Annotated in this window: 12 protein-coding genes; all 12 read right to left on the minus strand. The window is 68.0% G+C overall.

The window, feature by feature from the left end:
* Positions 1 to 6 precede the first annotated feature (6 nt).
* Entirely contained in the window at positions 7 to 1,131 is a 1,125-nt protein-coding gene (locus tag L0C25_RS12215; protein WP_271636763.1) for a P-loop NTPase, read from the minus strand.
* Positions 1,128 to 3,995 (minus strand): molybdopterin-dependent oxidoreductase, encoded by a 2,868-nt coding sequence (locus L0C25_RS12220; protein WP_271636764.1) that lies wholly within the window; start codon positions 3,993 to 3,995, stop codon positions 1,128 to 1,130. Before L0C25_RS12220 ends, L0C25_RS12215 begins: the two co-directional genes overlap by 4 nt.
* Before the next feature lie 10 nt (positions 3,996 to 4,005).
* Positions 4,006 to 5,520, minus strand: coding sequence for a 4Fe-4S dicluster domain-containing protein (locus L0C25_RS12225; protein WP_271636765.1), 1,515 nt, complete (start codon positions 5,518 to 5,520; stop codon positions 4,006 to 4,008).
* 111 nt (positions 5,521 to 5,631) lie between these two features.
* Complete coding sequence (locus L0C25_RS12230; protein ID WP_271636766.1) at positions 5,632 to 6,531, minus strand: succinate--CoA ligase subunit alpha; 900 nt, start codon at positions 6,529 to 6,531, stop codon at positions 5,632 to 5,634.
* Positions 6,528 to 7,691 (minus strand): succinate--CoA ligase subunit beta, encoded by a 1,164-nt coding sequence (locus L0C25_RS12235; protein ID WP_271636767.1) that lies wholly within the window; start codon positions 7,689 to 7,691, stop codon positions 6,528 to 6,530. Before L0C25_RS12235 ends, L0C25_RS12230 begins: the two co-directional genes overlap by 4 nt.
* The gene (sauS, locus tag L0C25_RS12240) at positions 7,688 to 9,115 is read right to left on the minus strand and encodes an acylating sulfoacetaldehyde dehydrogenase (protein WP_271631925.1); all 1,428 of its coding nucleotides are present in this window, start codon (positions 9,113 to 9,115) and stop codon (positions 7,688 to 7,690) included. The genes L0C25_RS12235 and sauS overlap by 4 nt, the downstream gene beginning before the upstream one ends.
* 146 nt (positions 9,116 to 9,261) lie before the next feature.
* Positions 9,262 to 10,056 carry an IclR family transcriptional regulator gene (locus L0C25_RS12245; protein WP_271631926.1) on the minus strand — a complete coding sequence of 265 codons (795 nt, stop codon included), beginning with the start codon at positions 10,054 to 10,056 and terminating at the stop codon, positions 9,262 to 9,264.
* A gap of 119 nt (positions 10,057 to 10,175) precedes the next feature.
* Positions 10,176 to 11,174: a tripartite tricarboxylate transporter substrate binding protein gene (locus L0C25_RS12250; protein ID WP_271631927.1), complete on the minus strand. Its 999-nt coding sequence runs from the start codon at positions 11,172 to 11,174 to the stop codon at positions 10,176 to 10,178.
* 4 nt (positions 11,175 to 11,178) lie between these two features.
* A complete protein-coding gene (locus L0C25_RS12255; protein ID WP_271631928.1) occupies positions 11,179 to 12,720 on the minus strand; it encodes a tripartite tricarboxylate transporter permease in 1,542 nt (513 codons plus the stop codon).
* 24 nt (positions 12,721 to 12,744) lie between these two features.
* Positions 12,745 to 13,341: a tripartite tricarboxylate transporter TctB family protein gene (locus tag L0C25_RS12260; protein WP_271631929.1), complete on the minus strand. Its 597-nt coding sequence runs from the start codon at positions 13,339 to 13,341 to the stop codon at positions 12,745 to 12,747.
* Positions 13,342 to 13,598: 257 nt separating this feature from the next.
* Positions 13,599 to 14,576 carry a phosphotransacetylase gene (locus L0C25_RS12265; protein WP_271631930.1) on the minus strand — a complete coding sequence of 326 codons (978 nt, stop codon included), beginning with the start codon at positions 14,574 to 14,576 and terminating at the stop codon, positions 13,599 to 13,601.
* Positions 14,573 to 15,691: an alanine dehydrogenase gene (gene ald, locus L0C25_RS12270; protein ID WP_271631931.1), complete on the minus strand. Its 1,119-nt coding sequence runs from the start codon at positions 15,689 to 15,691 to the stop codon at positions 14,573 to 14,575. Before ald ends, L0C25_RS12265 begins: the two co-directional genes overlap by 4 nt.
* Positions 15,692 to 15,775 lie beyond the last annotated feature (84 nt).

Below are 15,775 nucleotides of genomic sequence, written 5' to 3' on the forward strand. Positions count from 1 at the left end.
CACCTCTCAGCTCGACTCCGACGATACGAACAACGGTAGCGAGCGGCCCGCCAACGTCGGTTCGTGCGACGGCAGCGTTGCAGCCACTCGCGACAGCTCAACAGCAGCGGGCGAACCGGGCTGCTCCAGCACCGCCGGCACGCCGGCGTCCGCACACCGCGTCAGCTCCCGGTCAACGGGTACCCGCCCGAGCAACGGTACGCCAAGCGAGCCGGCGAGGGATGCGCCGGCGTCGCCGTCGAACAGCGGCGTCTCTGCGCCGCAGCCGTCGCACGAGATGCTCGACATGTTCTCGACGACTCCGGCGACGGGTACGCGGGAGTCCGTCGCCATCGCGGCGACCCGCCCGGCGACCGCGGCGACTGCGGCCTGCGGTGTCGTCACCAGAAGCAGCTGTACGTCCGGCAGCAGCTCGATCAGCGACATCGGGACGTCGCCGGTGCCGGGCGGGAGGTCGAGCAGGAGTACGTCCAGCTCGCCCCAGTACACGTCGCCGACGAACTGCTCGAGCGCCTTGTGCAGCATCGGCCCGCGCCACACGACCGGCTGAGCGTCGTCGACGAAGAACCCGACCGACATCAGCGATACGTCGTGCGCGCGTACGGGCAGCATCACGCCCTTCAGCGCAACCGGTGCCTCGCGTACGCCGAACAGCTGTGGCACCGAGTAGCCCCACACGTCGGCATCGATCACGCCGACCCGCTGGCCGGCGGCGGCGAGCGCGGCGGCCAGGTTCGCTGTGACGACGGACTTGCCGACGCCGCCCTTCCCGCTGGCGACGGCGTAAACGCGCGTACGCGAGCCGAGGGTGTTGAGCCCTGGGGCGGCCTTGAGGGTGCGGGCGACGTCCATCCGGCCCGAGTCGCTCATCGGCTCCACCTCGACGTCGACGCTGCCGACCCCGTCGACCCGCGCGGCGGCGCGCACGGCATCGCGCAACCGGTCCTGGCCGGGCAGTGCCGTGGACGGCAGGTGTACGACGACGCGCACTCCCCCGCGTACGGCCGAGACGTCACCGACCATGCCGAGCTCGTCGAGCCGGTGTCGAAGCGACGGCTCGACGAGCGAACCGACCGCGGTACGTACGCGGGCGAGCGTATCGGCGTCGACCCGTGCCCCGAGCGTCCTCATCGCGCCACCCGGAACGCCTTACGTCGCGGGCTCACGGGCCGCATCATGAACTCGGGACGCCGCATGCCCTCGGCGTTCGGGCCGGGCCGAGTCATCTCCAGCCACTCGTGGAACACCTGCTGTGACTTTCGTACGTCGACCTCGATGTCGCCGTACGCGTCGCCGGGAAGCGCGGGTACGACGTGGACCCGCTGCAGCCAGCAGTGCATACCGGACATCGGGTCCGGCTGCACCGGGAACGTGAGGTTCTGGTGCACACCGGCCTCCTCCCAGTCGATGCGAGCCGAGTCGGCGTCGTCGCTGTCGAAGGCCCGAACTCCCTGCTTCTGTCGCATTCTCCACACGCCTTCGGGGGAGCGATCGAGGTCGACCAACCCGGTGACCCAGCGGCTGCCGTCGGTCTCGTGCAGCCGCCAGCGACCCATGTGATGGCTGAGCGCGACCACGCCGGGACGGATGGCCTCGGTCACCCAGACGCGGACGACGAAGTGGCCGATCCGGGTGCTGACCCGAACGAGGTCGCCGGTGTGTACCTCGAACCGCTCGGCGTCGACGCTGTTCATCCACAGCGGGTGGGTGTTGCTGATCTCGTTGAGATACTTGGCGTTGCCGGACCGGGTATGGATCATCGTCGGCAGCCGGAACGTCGGCACCAGCACCAGCTCGCCGTCGTCCTCGTCGAGCTGGTGATGCGAGACGTGTGACTCGATGTAGCCGGGTGTCGCCTGCTCGGGCCAGCCGAAGTCGGCGACCGCGTCGGAGTACAGCTCCAGCTTCCGACTCGGGGTCAGCCAACCGGCGACCAACGACTTGTCGTCGAGCTGTACGCCGACGGCGCCCGCCTCGCCGACCAGCGGCGGAGTGCTCTCGTCGTCGACCGGCTTACGTACGACCCCGTCGTCGCCGACGCTGGTGCCCTCGAGCTCTGCCTCGGTCAGCACCCGCTCATCCTGCCGGTACGTGTCCTTGGCGACCTCGACCACGCCGTACTTTCGCATGTACTCCATCGGGGTCAGGCCCTGCTCGGCGGCCTTCTCGGGCAGGCCGGGCACGCGGTTCTCGAAGATCCAGCGGTAGTACTCCTCGACCGTGACCTTCTCGCCTGGCCGGTATGGCGACTCGAAGTACGAGCGGATGCCGAGCGAGCCGTCGGGGTCGATCCGCCAGGACAGGTCGAACCAGAACTCGTTCTCCTCCCACACCTCGCCCGGGTTGGCGTCGCGGGTGTCGGTGTACTCCAGCCCGAGCTTGTCCATCGCGACCCGGCGTACGGGCTGGCGGAAGCCGAGCCACTTGGCGGCGTGCGTCTCGTACGAGTGGGTGTCGTGGCGCTCGGTCGCGAGGCCCATCGGGAGCACGTAGTCGGCGAAGGTCGCCGACTCCGACCACGTCGGGGTCAGAGCGACGTGGAGCCCGAACTTCGACTCGTCCTTCAGCGCGTCGATCCAGCTGAAGCCGTCGGGGTTCGTCCACACCGGGTTGTAGACGCGGCTGAAGTACGTATCGACCTTGCCGCGACCGTCGTGGAGCAGATGGGGGAGCAGGATCGACATCTCGTTGGTGGACAGCGGATACTCCGCCGGCCAGATCAGCTCGTTCCAGACGTCGTGGCCCTGCGGCATGTTGGGCCCGTGCGGGATGAACTTGTCCCACCCGTTCGGGCTGGTGCCGCCGACCGTGCCGACGCTGCCGGTGAGCACGTTCAGGAAGAACAGCGACCTCGCCACCTGCCAGCCACCGAGGTTGCCGGCCGCGGCCGCGCGCCAGACATGGGCAGAGAGCGCACTGCCCGACTCCGCGACGATCTCGGCCAGCTCGACGAGCTTCTCCTCGGGGACCCTCGCCTCCTTGGCCGCGTACTCGAACGTGTAGCCCGAGTAGTCGTCCGTGAGGCGCTCGATGAACGTATCGAAGTCCTCAGGATCCTGTGGATGCAGGCGTTCGAGGTACGTTCGCCAGTTGGTCCAGCGGCGCAGGAAGTCGCGGTCGATAGCGCCGGTACGTAGGAGGTGTGATGCGACGGCGAGCAGGATCGCCGCCTCGCTTCCCGGCCACGGCGCTAGCCAGAGGTCCGCATGCGAAGCGGTGTTGGACATCCGCGGGTCGAGGACGATGACCTTCGCGTTGCCGTTGGTCTTGGCCTCCATGATCCGCTGCGCATGCGGGTTGAAGTAGTGGCCCGCCTCGAGGTGACTCGACAGCAGCAGGATGACCTTTGCGTTGGCGTGATCCGGCGACGGCCGGTCGTACCCGCCCCACAGCGTGTAGCCGAGTCGGGCGCCCGACGAACAGATGTTGGTGTGGCTGTTGTGCCCATCGACGCCCCAGGCCAGCAGGAACCGCTCCGCGAAGCCGTCCTCGCCCGGCCGGCCCACGTGGTAGATGACCTCGTCGCGCCGGTCCTCGATGATCGCCTTGCGGATACGCCCGGCGATGTCGTCGAGCGCGTCGTCCCAGCTGCACTGCTCCCATTCGCCGCTGCCGCGTTCGCCCTTGCGGCGAAGGGGATGCAGGATGCGCTCGGGGTCGTTCAGCTGGTTGATCGTCGCCGGGCCCTTGGCGCAGTTGCGTCCGCGTGAACCCGGATGCGCCGGGTTGCCCTCCAGCTTCTTGACCGACAGGTCCGACTTGTCGACGTACGCGAGCAGGCCGCACGCAGACTCGCAGTTGAAGCACGTGGTCGGGATCAGCATGTACTCGTGCGGCACCTTCTTCGGATGCGCGCGGGCGTCGTACTCGACGTGGTGGTCCCACGACTCGACCGGCGGGAAGTTGCGCAGGTGCTCGTGCGACCGCTCGCCGGGCAGTCTGCCGGGACCGGCGACGGTCTCTTCGGTCGACGTTGACGAGTCTGGTGTGGCCATGCACGTCCTCCTAGGACAGTGGAACGTCTTGGGCGGCACGTACGTAGACGACCTCGTGTACGACCAGCGATACCTGGACGAGCAGCCCGGCGACCAGCGCCAGGCCCGGTAGCGAGCCGTTCCAGGAGGGCAGGGCGATCAGCAGTGCGACCAGCGAGAGTGCGGTCGAGCCGCCCCAGAACGCTCGTGCGTACCGACCGCGTACGAGGGTCGCCGCGGCGACGGTCGCTCCGCGGGTCTCGTGCCTGCCGAGGAGATCGGCTAGCGAGATGGCGACGTGCCCGAGGACGGCGACCACCATGACCCTGACGGCAAAGGCCGTTGCAGCGTCATCTTGGCCGGTCACGATGCTGGCGAGGATCATCAGACCGGCGCCGACCATCGCGGCCTGCACGAGCAGGTGCGGAAACAGCCACTTCGACTGCCACAGGTCACGACCCTCGGCCTGGCCGAACAGGAACGCCGTATATCCCGCTGCCATCGCGCACGCGACGATCGCGAGTACACCGATCACCTCGCTGAGACCGCCGACGTCCGCGATACGTACGACGAACCAGGCGATCGCGGCGGCGCCGAGCGCGAGCAGGCAGTAGCCTCCGCGCACCAACCAGGAACCGTTGTTCGGCCGGGTGAACAGGTAGTAGAACCGCTCCGGGCGCTTGAGGTCCCAGATCAGCAGGACGCCGGTGGCGGCGGCGCCGGCCGCGGCGAGCACGGGAGCGAGCACCGACCCCGCCACGCCCAGGTCGACGCCGAACAGCAGCGCGAGCGCCGCGGTGAACAGCGCGCCCGCGCCCGCCGCCTTCGTCCAGAGGTACGTCGCGACCCGCCAGCCCCAGGGCCGCGGATGCGCGGTGTTGAGGGTGGTCGTCGCCGTCGGGTCGGAACCGGTGAAGTCGTCCTGGGTACGAAGGCGTTGCTCGTCGGGCTTCGCCCACAGGTAGGTGTCGCGAACCGGTGCCTCGAGCGGATCGAGCACCGCGCGGTCAGCGCCCAGGTAGAACACGTTCGGTCCGGTGTTCTGCTCGGGAGCGCGTACCTGTGTCGGGTTGTCGGCGATGAGCCGAGCGATGCCGGAGTCCTCGTCGTCGAGGTCGCCGACCCAGATCGAGTGCGTCGGGCACACCACGACACATGCGGGCTCGAGGCCTTCGTCGACCCGGTGTGCGCAGAAGTTGCACTTCGCCGCGGTGTTGGTGTCTTCGTCGATGTAGATCGCGTCGTACGGACACGCCTGCATACACGACTTGCAGCCGATGCAGCTGTCGCCGTCGAAGTCGACGATGCCGTCGTCGCGCTTGAACAGGGCCTCGGTCGGGCAGATCTTGACGCATGGTGCGTCGGTGCAGTGGTTGCAGCGCATCACGCCGAAGTCGCGCGTGTTGTCGGGGTAGCTTCCCGAGTCGACGTACTTCACCCAGGTGCGGAACTGCCCCACGGGCACGTCGTGCTCGGTCTTGCACGCAACGGTGCAGGCGTGACAGCCAACGCACGTACGCTGGTCGATCGCGAATCCGTACTTCATAGCACCTCACGAAGCTGAGCCGTACCCGTCAGGATCCCCCGCGTCGGCCTTCGCCGCTAGGCAGCAGAACCTGATCAGCTCATAGCCTGGGGTTATGCCGCCCGGGAGCCGTCAGCCCCCGGCGGCGACCGCTGCGTGCGGACCGACGCCGAGCCCGCGCAGCGCCGTGCCGATCTCGCTGGGGATGTCGACGACGGCGACGCCCGCCCCGCGCAGGGCAGCGACCTTCGTGTCGGCACTGCCGCGATCGCCGGTCACGATCGCACCCGCGTGGCCCATCCGCCGGTCGGGTGGTGCACTGCGGCCCGCGATGAACGCGACCGTCGGTACGCCGAGACCGGTGATCACCTCCGCAGCGTCCTCCTCCATCGACCCGCCGATCTCTCCGACGATGACGATCGCCTCGGTGGCGGGGTGGGCGACGAGCGCGCGTACCGCGTCGGCCGTCGTCGTACCGAGGATGGGGTCACCACCGACGCCGATGAACGCGGACTGCCCGAAGCCGGCCGTTACGAGGTTCATGCACACCAAGGTGCCCAGGCTTCCACTGCGCGACACGACGCCGATCCGGCCGGGCCGGAAGATGTTGGGGGCGAACCCCGGCATGATCCCGACGCTCGACTGACCTGGCACGACGAGCCCGGCCGTGTTCGGACCCACGACGACCGAACCACACTCGCGCGCGACGGCGAGCATCTCCATCACGTCGTGCGACGGGATGTGCTCGGCGAGACAGACGATCGTACGAATGCCGGCCTCGGCCGCGTCGACGACGGCGTCCTTGGCACGCGCGGGAGGCACGAACAGGACGGTTGCGTCGAGGTCGTGTGCGGCCGCTGCGTCTGCGGCCGTGTCGTAGACGGGGACGCCGTGGACCTCTCGCCCCGCGCGACCGGGGCTGGCGCCGGCAACGACGCGCGTGCCGCACTCCTCCATGCGCTCGGTCCAGTACTGGCCCTGCCGGCCCGTGATGCCCTGTACCAGGACCGCATGCTGTGCGGTGACGATCATGCCGAGACCTCCCGATCGCTGCGCGCGTTGGCGATCGCCTCACGTACGGCGTCGTCCATCAGGTCATGCGGCTCCATGCCGAGCCGTTCGCGTACCAGAGCGATGGCCTCCTGCTCGCCGGTGCCATGGATGGTGAACGAGATCGGAACGTCTGGTCGCAGCTCTTCGATCGCGTTGACGACACCGTCGGTCATCACGTCGGTACGCGCGAATGCTCCGCAGAAGTTGACCAGAACGCTGCGCACGTTGGGATTGGACAACACCAGGTCGAGTGCCGGTGTTGCCTTCGTGTACGCGTCGCCGCCGATCTCGAGGAAGTTCGCCGCCCGCCCGCCGAAGTGGCTGATCGCATCGAGCGTCGTCATCGTGAGACCCGCACCGTTGGCGAGGACGCCGACGTCGCCGCCAAGCTCGATGTAGGAGAGTCCGAGCTCGGCACCGCTGCGTTCGAGGTCGGTGCCACCGGATGAAGGAGTGCCGCCTTGCAGGTCGGCGAGTCGAGTCTCTTGGCGCATGACCGACGCAGCGTCGATCGTGACCTTGGCGTCCAGGGCGACGACATCGCCGCTGGTCGTGAGCGCGAGCGGGTTGACTTCGACGAGGCTCGCATCGGCGTCGACGTACAGGCGGTAGATGGCGGCGAGCGCATCCGCGACCGCGTCGACGCTCCCGGGCGCAAGGCCGCTGTCGCGCACCATGGCCCCGATCGCCTCGGTGGATGCCGGCTCGCGGATGTCGAGGGGCAACCGACGCACGCTCTCGGGGCTCGTCGCGTTGACCTCCTCGATGTCCATGCCGCCCGCGGTCGAGAACAGCAGCACGGGGCCCTTGCTCACCGGGTCGTCGAGAACGGCCGCGTACAGCTCGTGGCCGATGTCGACCGCCTGCTCGACGAGCAACCGTCGTACGCGGTGGCCGTGCACGTCGCTGCCCAGGATCTCTCGTGCTGCGGCCTCCGCGGCGGCGGCCGACTCGACCACCAGCACCCCACCCGCCTTGCCGCGCTTGCCGCTGGTGATCTGTGCCTTGCAGACGACCCGACCGCCGAGCTCCGCGGCGACTGCACCTGCGGCGTCCGGCGAGTCGGCGACGTCACCACGCGGCACCGCGATGCCGATCGACGCGAGTAGCTGTTTGCCCTGGTGCTCGAGAAGGTTCACGCGTCCACCCCGTACCTACGCCGGTAGTGGCCGAACAGGTCGGCCTCGCTCGGCTCTCGTGGTTCGATCACCCGCGCAAGTCGGGTGGTGTTCAGGAAGTGCCGGTACGAGAGGTTCTCGCTGATGCTGTTGCCCGCCCACGTACCGGCGCCCATGGTGAGCGTGAAGCCGAGGCCGTTGTCGAAGCTGCCGCCGTTGCCGAATGCGTGCGCCTGGTTGACGAGTACGCGAGCGACCCGTAGCCGCTCGGCGACCTGCCGAGCGCGATCGTCACTGCGGGTGTGGATGCCGCAGGAGTGCCCGGCGCCTTGGAAGTCGAGGATCCCCTGGATCCGGGCGAGCGCGTCGTCGAGGTCGGACCATCGATAGACGGTGAGCACAACCGACAGCTTCTCGCCACTGAACGGGTGCTCCGGGCCGTACGCATCCTCCTCGACCATGATGAACGTGGTGCCGTCCGGTATGTCGAGCCCGGCATGCTGGGCGATCGTCGCGGGCGACTGCGCCGTCACGCCTTGGCTGAGGCTGCCGTCCGGCCACATCGCCTGCTGGAGTCGGGCGCGCTGGTGTTCGTCGAGGAGGTATCCGCCCGCTGCGCGCAGCTCTTCGACTGCGTCGTCGTACACGGCGTCGTGGATGTGCACGGAGTTCTCCGACGAGCAGCTGGTCGCGTAGTCGAAGGTCTTGCTGAGTGCGATCTTGGCGGCCGCGTCGCTCAGGTCGGCATCGGCGTCGATCAGTACCGGGGCGTTCCCGACACCGACACCGATGGCGGGAGTGCCCGAGCTGTACGCGGCACGTACGTTCTTCTGCGAACCGGTCACGACGACGAAGTCGGCCTGCCGCATCAGCTCGTACGTGAGCTCCTTGCTCGGCTCGTCGATGGCCTGGACCAGGTCGCTCGGCGCTCCGACAACGGCGAGCTGCTCGCGGATGTAGCTCAGCAGCAGCTGACACGTCGATGCCCCTTTCGGCGACGGCGACAAGATGACCGCATTGCCTGCCTTGAGTGCCATCAGGGCCTTGTTGGCGGGTGTCGCCGCGGGGTTCGTCGACGGACAGACCGCGGCAACGACGCCCATCGGCTTCGCGTACTCCGTGAGACCGAGCTCCGGGATCTCCCGGATCACGCCGACCGACCTGCCTGCTTGCAGATCGCGGAGCGTGCCCATCGTCTTGCGGCGGTTCTTGGCGTACTTGTCGGAGACGTTGCCGAGGCCGGTGTCGGCAACCGCCAGCTCGGCGAGCGCCTGCGCGCGGCCCGGCTCGACGATCGCCCAGGCGACGGCGTCGACCACGTCGTCGACCCTGCGCTGGTCGTACGTCTCGAACTCGCGTTGCGCCGTACGCGCCCGCTCGACGAGCGCGGTGACCCGATCGGCGACCTGCCGGCCATCCGCCGCGGCTCTGGTAGCGATGCTCACCGCGCCAACCTCCACTGTCATTATTTGGAAAAGCCTTTCACATAGAGACTAAGCGAGCGCATCTCTGCCGGTCAAGGAGACACCGAGAGTGCATGGTTCGGAGTGGAACGAACCCTTGGGTTCGAATCCAGGTGAGCGTTCCGGGCTCAGATCTGGTAGCCGTGCGGGAGCATCTCCGAGACCGTCGTGGCGGCCTCGATCACGCTGGTGCTGAGCTCGTCCAGCCGGTTCTGCGGCATTCGTACCTGCGGTCCTTGCACCGCGAGCGCGGCCAAGAGCGAGCCGTCGCCGGCGCGTACGGGTGCCGCCACGCCGCAGACGCCCGACATGCGCTCACCGAGGTTCGTGCCATAACCGGTCTTGCGTACCTGATCGAGCTCGCGGGTCAGGGCTGCCCGCGAGGTGATCGTCGACGACGTCAGCTCCTCGAGCTTGCCGAGTGCCGCGAGCTCTGCCTTCGGGTCGTCCGCGAACGCGAGCAGTACCTTGCCCGTACTCGTGCAGTGCAAGGGGATTCGCGTGCCCGTGGGTTGCGTGAAGCGCAGTGGCTGGGGCGACTCGTACCGCAGGACGACGAGCCCTCGATCGCCATCGCGTACGACCAGGTTCACCGACTCGCCGGTCTCGTCGCGAAGCTGCTCGAGTACGGGCGCGACGGCGTCGAAGCCGAGATCACGTTCGGCCGCACGGCCAAGCAGGAAGGACGCACGCCCGAGGCGGTATCGGCCACTGTCGGCCCGTTGCGCGACGTACCCGGCACTGGCGAGGGCGCGCAGAATGCGATGGGCGGTGCTGGTGTGCAGGGAGAGCGTGCGGGCGATCTCGGTGAGGCCGACGTCGCGGTTCGACCCACGAAGCAGGTCGAGGACCTCGAGCGCCCGCGTGATGGTCTGAGCACCGGCGACGCGCCCTTCACGGGACGGCGACTCCGCCTCACTCATACTGGTCCCCGCTCGGCTCTGCGAATGCGTCAGCATGCTATCAACTCACGCGGCGGCCCTCGCTCGCGTACACCGGCTCGACCGATGCGAACCCGCGGGCAATGGTGGGGCATCGTCGCTCACTCGCTCATGCCGTACTTGTCGAGCTGGGCCGTGATCAGCTCGTTCTGCTCGTCCAGGAAGGCCTGGAAGTCGTCGGCGTTCTGATAGCTGTCGTCGTCTGCGTAGACCTGCTTCTGGAACTCCTGCATCTCGGAGGAGTCGACCGCGTCCTTGCACGCGTCCGACAGAGCGTCGACCACGTCGGTCTCGGTGTCGGCGTTGACGACGATCCCGCGGAACTGCGGCAGCACTACATCCTCGGGCAGCCCGATGTCGGCCGCCGTCGGCACGTCGTCGTAGCCCTCGACGGGTGTCTTCGACAGCAGGATGACCGGCACGAAGTCACCCGAGTCGAGGTACTCCCGGACGTCCCCGAGCTGCTCGTACAGCGCGTCTACCTCGCCGCCGAGCAGGGCCGCATAGCGCTCGCTCGGCTCGGAGAACGGTACGGCGCGGAACTTCGTGTCCTGGGTCTCCTCGAGCGCCGCCAGCACGACGTCGTCCACGCTGTTCGAGCCGACCGTTGCCACGGTGAGCTCACCGGGCTGGGACTTCGCATCGGCCGCGAGATCCTTCCAGTCGTCGTACTTGTCCTTGCGAACCATCAGGGCGGACGGCATCGACTGCAGGCGACAGACCGCGGTGAGCTCGTCCATCGAGAACGACGCTGCTCCCGCGGGGACCGTGGTGAAGGTGTCCTGGATCATGATCGACATCGACTCGCCCGGACGGGACGACAGCATCTTGGTCGTGCCCGTGCTCCCCGTTGCGCCGGGCACGTTCACGACCGGGACGTCGGTGTCGATCGACGACTCCATCTGCGCCGCGGCCGCCCGAGCCACCTGGTCGGAGCCTCCGCCCGGGCCGAACGGTGCCACCATCTCCACCGGGCGGCGAAAGGTCGCCGACCCGTCAGCGCCACCCGAGGACGTGTTCGTACTGCATGCTGCGACAGCGGCGACGAGCGCGACGGATAGTCCCGCCGATGCCACCACCCTTGTTCTGGCTCTGGACATGTGCTTACTCCTTGTCGGCGTACGAGGTGGTCGGTTCGGTGGATTCCGGTGCTGTGCGGGCCGCGCGCGCCGTACGTACGGAGCGATAGACCAAGAAGGCGAGAAGCAGCACCCAGACCACGGTGAGGACGGCGGAGATCGGCCGATCGACGAAGACCATCGGGTCATTGCCGGACGAGATCATTGCCGTGACGAAGTAGCGCTCCGCCAAGGGCCCGAGGATCGCCCCGAGCACCAGCGGAGCGAGCGGGTATCCCCAACGCTGCATGAAGAAGCCGAGCGCCGCGAACAACGTCATGATCCAGACGTCCGACATGGAGTTGCGGATCGCGAACGCGCCGATGTAGGCGAACAGCACGATGACGCCCGCGACGTACACCTCCGGAACGGACAGCAGGCGCACCATCGGCTTCGTGGCGAGGAGCCCGAAGATGAACATCAGAACCACGCTCACCAGCAGCGCGGCCACGATGGTGTAGACCAGCTCCGGCTGCGTCTCGAAGATCTGCGGCCCGGGCTGCACGTTGTGCAGCATCAGCGCGCCGAGAATGACCGCGGTCGCGGCGCTGCCGGGGATGCCGAGGACGAGCAGCGGTATGAACGCCCCGCCGACCGTTGCCGTCGATGCCGCCTGCGGCGCGACAATGCCGTTCGGGTCGCCCTGCCCGACCTTGGTCCGATGCTTGCCGAACTGCTTCTCCATGCCGTACGAGACGAACGACGCGACCGTCGCGCCGGCACCCGGGACGGCGCCGAGCAGAGATCCGGTGACGACGCCGCGGCCGAGTGCGCCCGATCGGGCACGGAGCGCGCGCAGGCCGGGGACCGTCGTACGAATCTTGGCGGGCTGCTGCGCGGCGTCATCGGCGAACCGTGCACCGTAGCGCTGGATGACGCTGCCGAGCGCGTAGACGCCGACCATGATCGGCAGGTAGTCGATGCCGTCGCGAAGGATGTCGACGCCGAAGTCGAACCGGACGGTTCCGTAAACGTCGTCGACGCCGACCGTCGCCACCAGCATGCCGATGAGCATCGACGCGATCGACCGGAGCACGGAGCGGCCCGCGAGCGCGAGCACGCTGGTGAGGCCGAGCATGATGATGATGAAGTACTCGGCCTGGCCGAACTTCAGCGCGAAGTGTGCGAACGAGCGTGCGGCGAACGTGAGGAGCAGCCAGGCGACGAGCCCGCCCGCGAGTGCGGACACCGCGGCCCAGCCGAGTGCCTCCGCAGCGCGGCCTTGGCGGGTCATCTGGTAGCCGTCCCACAGCAGGGGCACGTTGTTCGGCTCTCCGGGGATGTGCAGCAGGATCGAGGTGATGGCGCCGCCGTACGTGCCGGCGACGTAGACCGCGAGCATCAGGACGATCCCGACGTCGGTGTCCATTCCGTACGTGAAGGGCAGAATGAGCAGGACGCCCATCACGAACGTGAGGCCGGGGAGCACCCCGACGATCAGGCCGGTCAGCACGCCGAGTACGAGGATCGCCCACATCGTCAGGTCGAAGCTCGTGAGCGCGTTCATCGCGCCTTGCAGGGTTTCCATCGGAACTCCTGTCCTGTCGGTGGGTCAGTAGATTCCGAGGGCGAGGAAGGCCTGTACCGAGAACTCGTCGAACGCGCCGATACCCGTCGGCAGAGCGATGTAGACAAGCTTGATGAACAGGTACGACGAACCGACGGCGAGAACCGCGCCGAGCGGCACCGTGACGAGCAGGTTGCGCTTTCCGCACGCCCAGCAGAAGAGTGGAATGAAGAGGAACGTCGCGAGGAGCCAGCCGAGGTAGACGGTTGCGACCACGAACCCGACGGCGATCGCGATCACCTGCGCGATTCGCCGCAGTGGAAGTGAGCCGGTGTCCTCCTCGGCCGGTGGGCGCACCGCGGCGACGCTGACGTCGCCACCGTGACGGAGCGCGGAGCGTACTTGGCCGATGATGCGCAGCGCCATGACGAACGCCAGCAGTGCGATCAGCAGTCGCGGATACAGAGCGGGTCCCGGGCCGTCATCGGTTCCGCGGAAGTCCAACGTCTGCAGGTAGAGAACCACGCAGGCGATCAACGCGACGACCTCGGGTAGTGCCGAACGGAGTCCGGTCAGCAGCGCCCGCGTCGTGTTCGAGATCGCGGCGGTCGGCTGCGCGGCGAGGGATGGCTCGGTCGACATGTCTGCGACCTCCAGAACTAGCGTTACATCAGTAAGTTACTGCACTATAGACTGCGACCGGTTGGCGACGAACCAGCGGTATCGCAATCCGATACGCCTCGGAGCAGTTTCGCTATATGGCAAGCTGTTCCACGTGACACTAGACCCGGGCCGAGCGTGACGTCAATCACTTCCCGTTGCGGGGTTGGTTTTCAGGCCTTACCCGGTGCACGCGTGCAGTTCGAGGTCGCTTGTGTGGTTGGGATGTGGGCTTCGGTTCAGGCAAATGACTGAACGGCGCTCAGCAGCGCGACGTCCACGATGTCGTCCGCGGTGGCACCGCGGGAAAGGTCGTTCAGCGGCGCTGCGAGACCCTGCAGTATCGGACCGAGCGCCCGCGCCCCACCGAGCCGCTGCGCGATCTTGTATCCGATGTTCCCCGATGCGAGATCCGGAAAGACGAACACGTTCGCCCGCCCGGCGACCGGTGAGCCCGCCGCCTTCTTCTCCGCAACCGACTCGACGAACGCGGTGTCGAACTGCATCTCGCCGTCGATCAATAGCGCGGGTGCGCGTTCTCGGGTCAGCTCGAGCGCCCTGCGTACCTTGGAGAGACTGGGGTGCTCGGCGCTGCCCAAGCTGCTGAACGACAGCAGCGCGACTGCGGCGGCCTCGCCGGTCAGCGACTCGAACGTCGCGGCGCTCGCGATGGCGATGTCGACGAGCTCGGGCGGGCCCGGATCCGGTACGACGGCACAGTCGCCGAAGGCGAGGGGCCGTCCGTCGGGAAGAACTAGCACGAAGCTGCTCGACAGCGTCCGGAACCCGGGCGCGACACCAATGACGTTGAGCCCGGCGCGTAGTACATCGGCCGTCGGAGCCGCGCACCCCGCGACGCAAGCGTGTGCCTCCCCGCGCGCGACCAGGGCCGCCCCCAGGTTGATCGGCGATGTCGCGGCCGCGTCCAGCTGCTCGGGAGAACGCCGCTTGCGGGCGTACCGCGACCGGACGAAGTCGCCCGCTTCACCCGCGGCGAGGTGGGCGGGGCTTCGGAGCGCGACTCGGCCGTCGAGGCCCGCCGCGGCGCCGGGGTGTCCGAGCACGGTTACCTCGAGTCCCTTGCGTACAAGCATGTTCGCGGCCGCCACAACCCGCTCGTCATCGCCTTCGGGCAGGACGACGTGCGCCGGCCGGCCGGTGTTGAGGCGATCCAGCCAACCGGCCGTCAAGGAGTCGCCTTGGGCCACCGTCGTCATGTCGCAAGGACCCCGGCCAGGTCTGCCGCCGGCAGGTCATGGGCGGCCGCGACCGGTTCGTTGGTGACGTGACCGGCGTAGACGTTCAGGCCGGTTGCGAAGCCGGGGTCGGAGCGTAACGCCCGACGCCATCCGTGGTTGGCGACAGACATGACATAGGGCAGCGTCGCGTTCGTGAGCGCGTACGTCGAGGTGTTCGGCACGATGCCGGGCATGTTGGCGACGCAGTAGAACACGCTGTCGTGCACCCGGTAGGTGGGATCTGCATGCGTCGTTGGTCGCGAGTCCTCGAAGCACCCGCCCTGGTCGATCGCGATGTCGACGAGCACGCTGCCCGGTCGCATGCGTCGGACCAGGTCGTTGCCGACCAGCCGTGGCGCCCGCGCACCGGCGACGAGAACCGCGCCGATGACGACGTCCGCGTCGAGGGTCGCGCGCTCGATCTCGTACGCGGTGGAGGCAAGCGTCTTGAGCCGGCCGGCATACAGCTTGTCGAGCTCGCGTAGCTTGCCGAGATCCTTGTCGATGACGGTGATGTCTGCCCACAGACCGCTCGCGACGGCGATCGCGTTGCGTCCCGAGACGCCGGCGCCGAGGACGACGACGTTGGCCGGGGCCACACCGCTGACGCCGCCGAGCAGTACGCCCTTTCCGCCGTCCTTACGGAACAGCGCGCTCGCCGCGACCTGTGGCGCGAGGCGGCCGGCCACCTCGCTCATCGGGTAGAGCAACGGCAATGCGCCGTCGGCCGACTGCACCGTCTCGTACGCGATCGCCGTCGTGCCCGCGCGTACGAGGGCCTCGGTGCAGGGCCGCGATGCGGCGAGATGGAGGAAGGTGAACAGCGTCAGGTCGTCGCGCAGTCGGTGGTACTCCTGCTCGATCGGCTCCTTGACCTTGAGGACGAGCTCGGCCGCAGCCCATACGTCGTCCGGGTCGCTCCTGATCTTCGCTCCGGCCGCCGCGAAGTCGTCGTCACTGATCGCGGACCCTTCGCCGGCGCCCTGTTCGACGACGACCTCGTGCCCATGCGTGACGAGCTCGTTTACACCGGCGGGCGTGAGGGCCACTCTGTACTCGTGCACCTTGAGCTCTGCCGGGATTCCGATCCGCATCGTCCACCCTCCTCGCCGTTGGTGAAGATCGCACTGCTGGTCATGATCACTGTGCGCGTACGCACTGGCTGCCCGGAAGATCCA

Source organism: Solicola gregarius (assembly GCF_025790165.1).
GTDB lineage: Bacteria > Actinomycetota > Actinomycetes > Propionibacteriales > Nocardioidaceae > Solicola > Solicola gregarius.

Coding starts and splice junctions, on each gene's coding strand:
- L0C25_RS12225 (WP_271636765.1), bottom strand. CDS start 5,520: ATGAAGTACGGATTCGCGATCGACCAGCGTACGTGCGTTGGCTGTCAC.
- ald (WP_271631931.1), bottom strand. CDS start 15,691: ATGCGGATCGGAATCCCGGCAGAGCTCAAGGTGCACGAGTACAGAGTG.
- L0C25_RS12215 (WP_271636763.1), bottom strand. CDS start 1,131: ATGAGGACGCTCGGGGCACGGGTCGACGCCGATACGCTCGCCCGCGTA.
- L0C25_RS12260 (WP_271631929.1), bottom strand. CDS start 13,341: ATGTCGACCGAGCCATCCCTCGCCGCGCAGCCGACCGCCGCGATCTCG.
- L0C25_RS12245 (WP_271631926.1), bottom strand. CDS start 10,056: ATGAGTGAGGCGGAGTCGCCGTCCCGTGAAGGGCGCGTCGCCGGTGCT.
- L0C25_RS12230 (WP_271636766.1), bottom strand. CDS start 6,531: ATGATCGTCACCGCACAGCATGCGGTCCTGGTACAGGGCATCACGGGC.
- L0C25_RS12265 (WP_271631930.1), bottom strand. CDS start 14,576: ATGACGACGGTGGCCCAAGGCGACTCCTTGACGGCCGGTTGGCTGGAT.
- L0C25_RS12250 (WP_271631927.1), bottom strand. CDS start 11,174: ATGTCCAGAGCCAGAACAAGGGTGGTGGCATCGGCGGGACTATCCGTC.
- L0C25_RS12255 (WP_271631928.1), bottom strand. CDS start 12,720: ATGGAAACCCTGCAAGGCGCGATGAACGCGCTCACGAGCTTCGACCTG.
- L0C25_RS12220 (WP_271636764.1), bottom strand. CDS start 3,995: ATGGCCACACCAGACTCGTCAACGTCGACCGAAGAGACCGTCGCCGGT.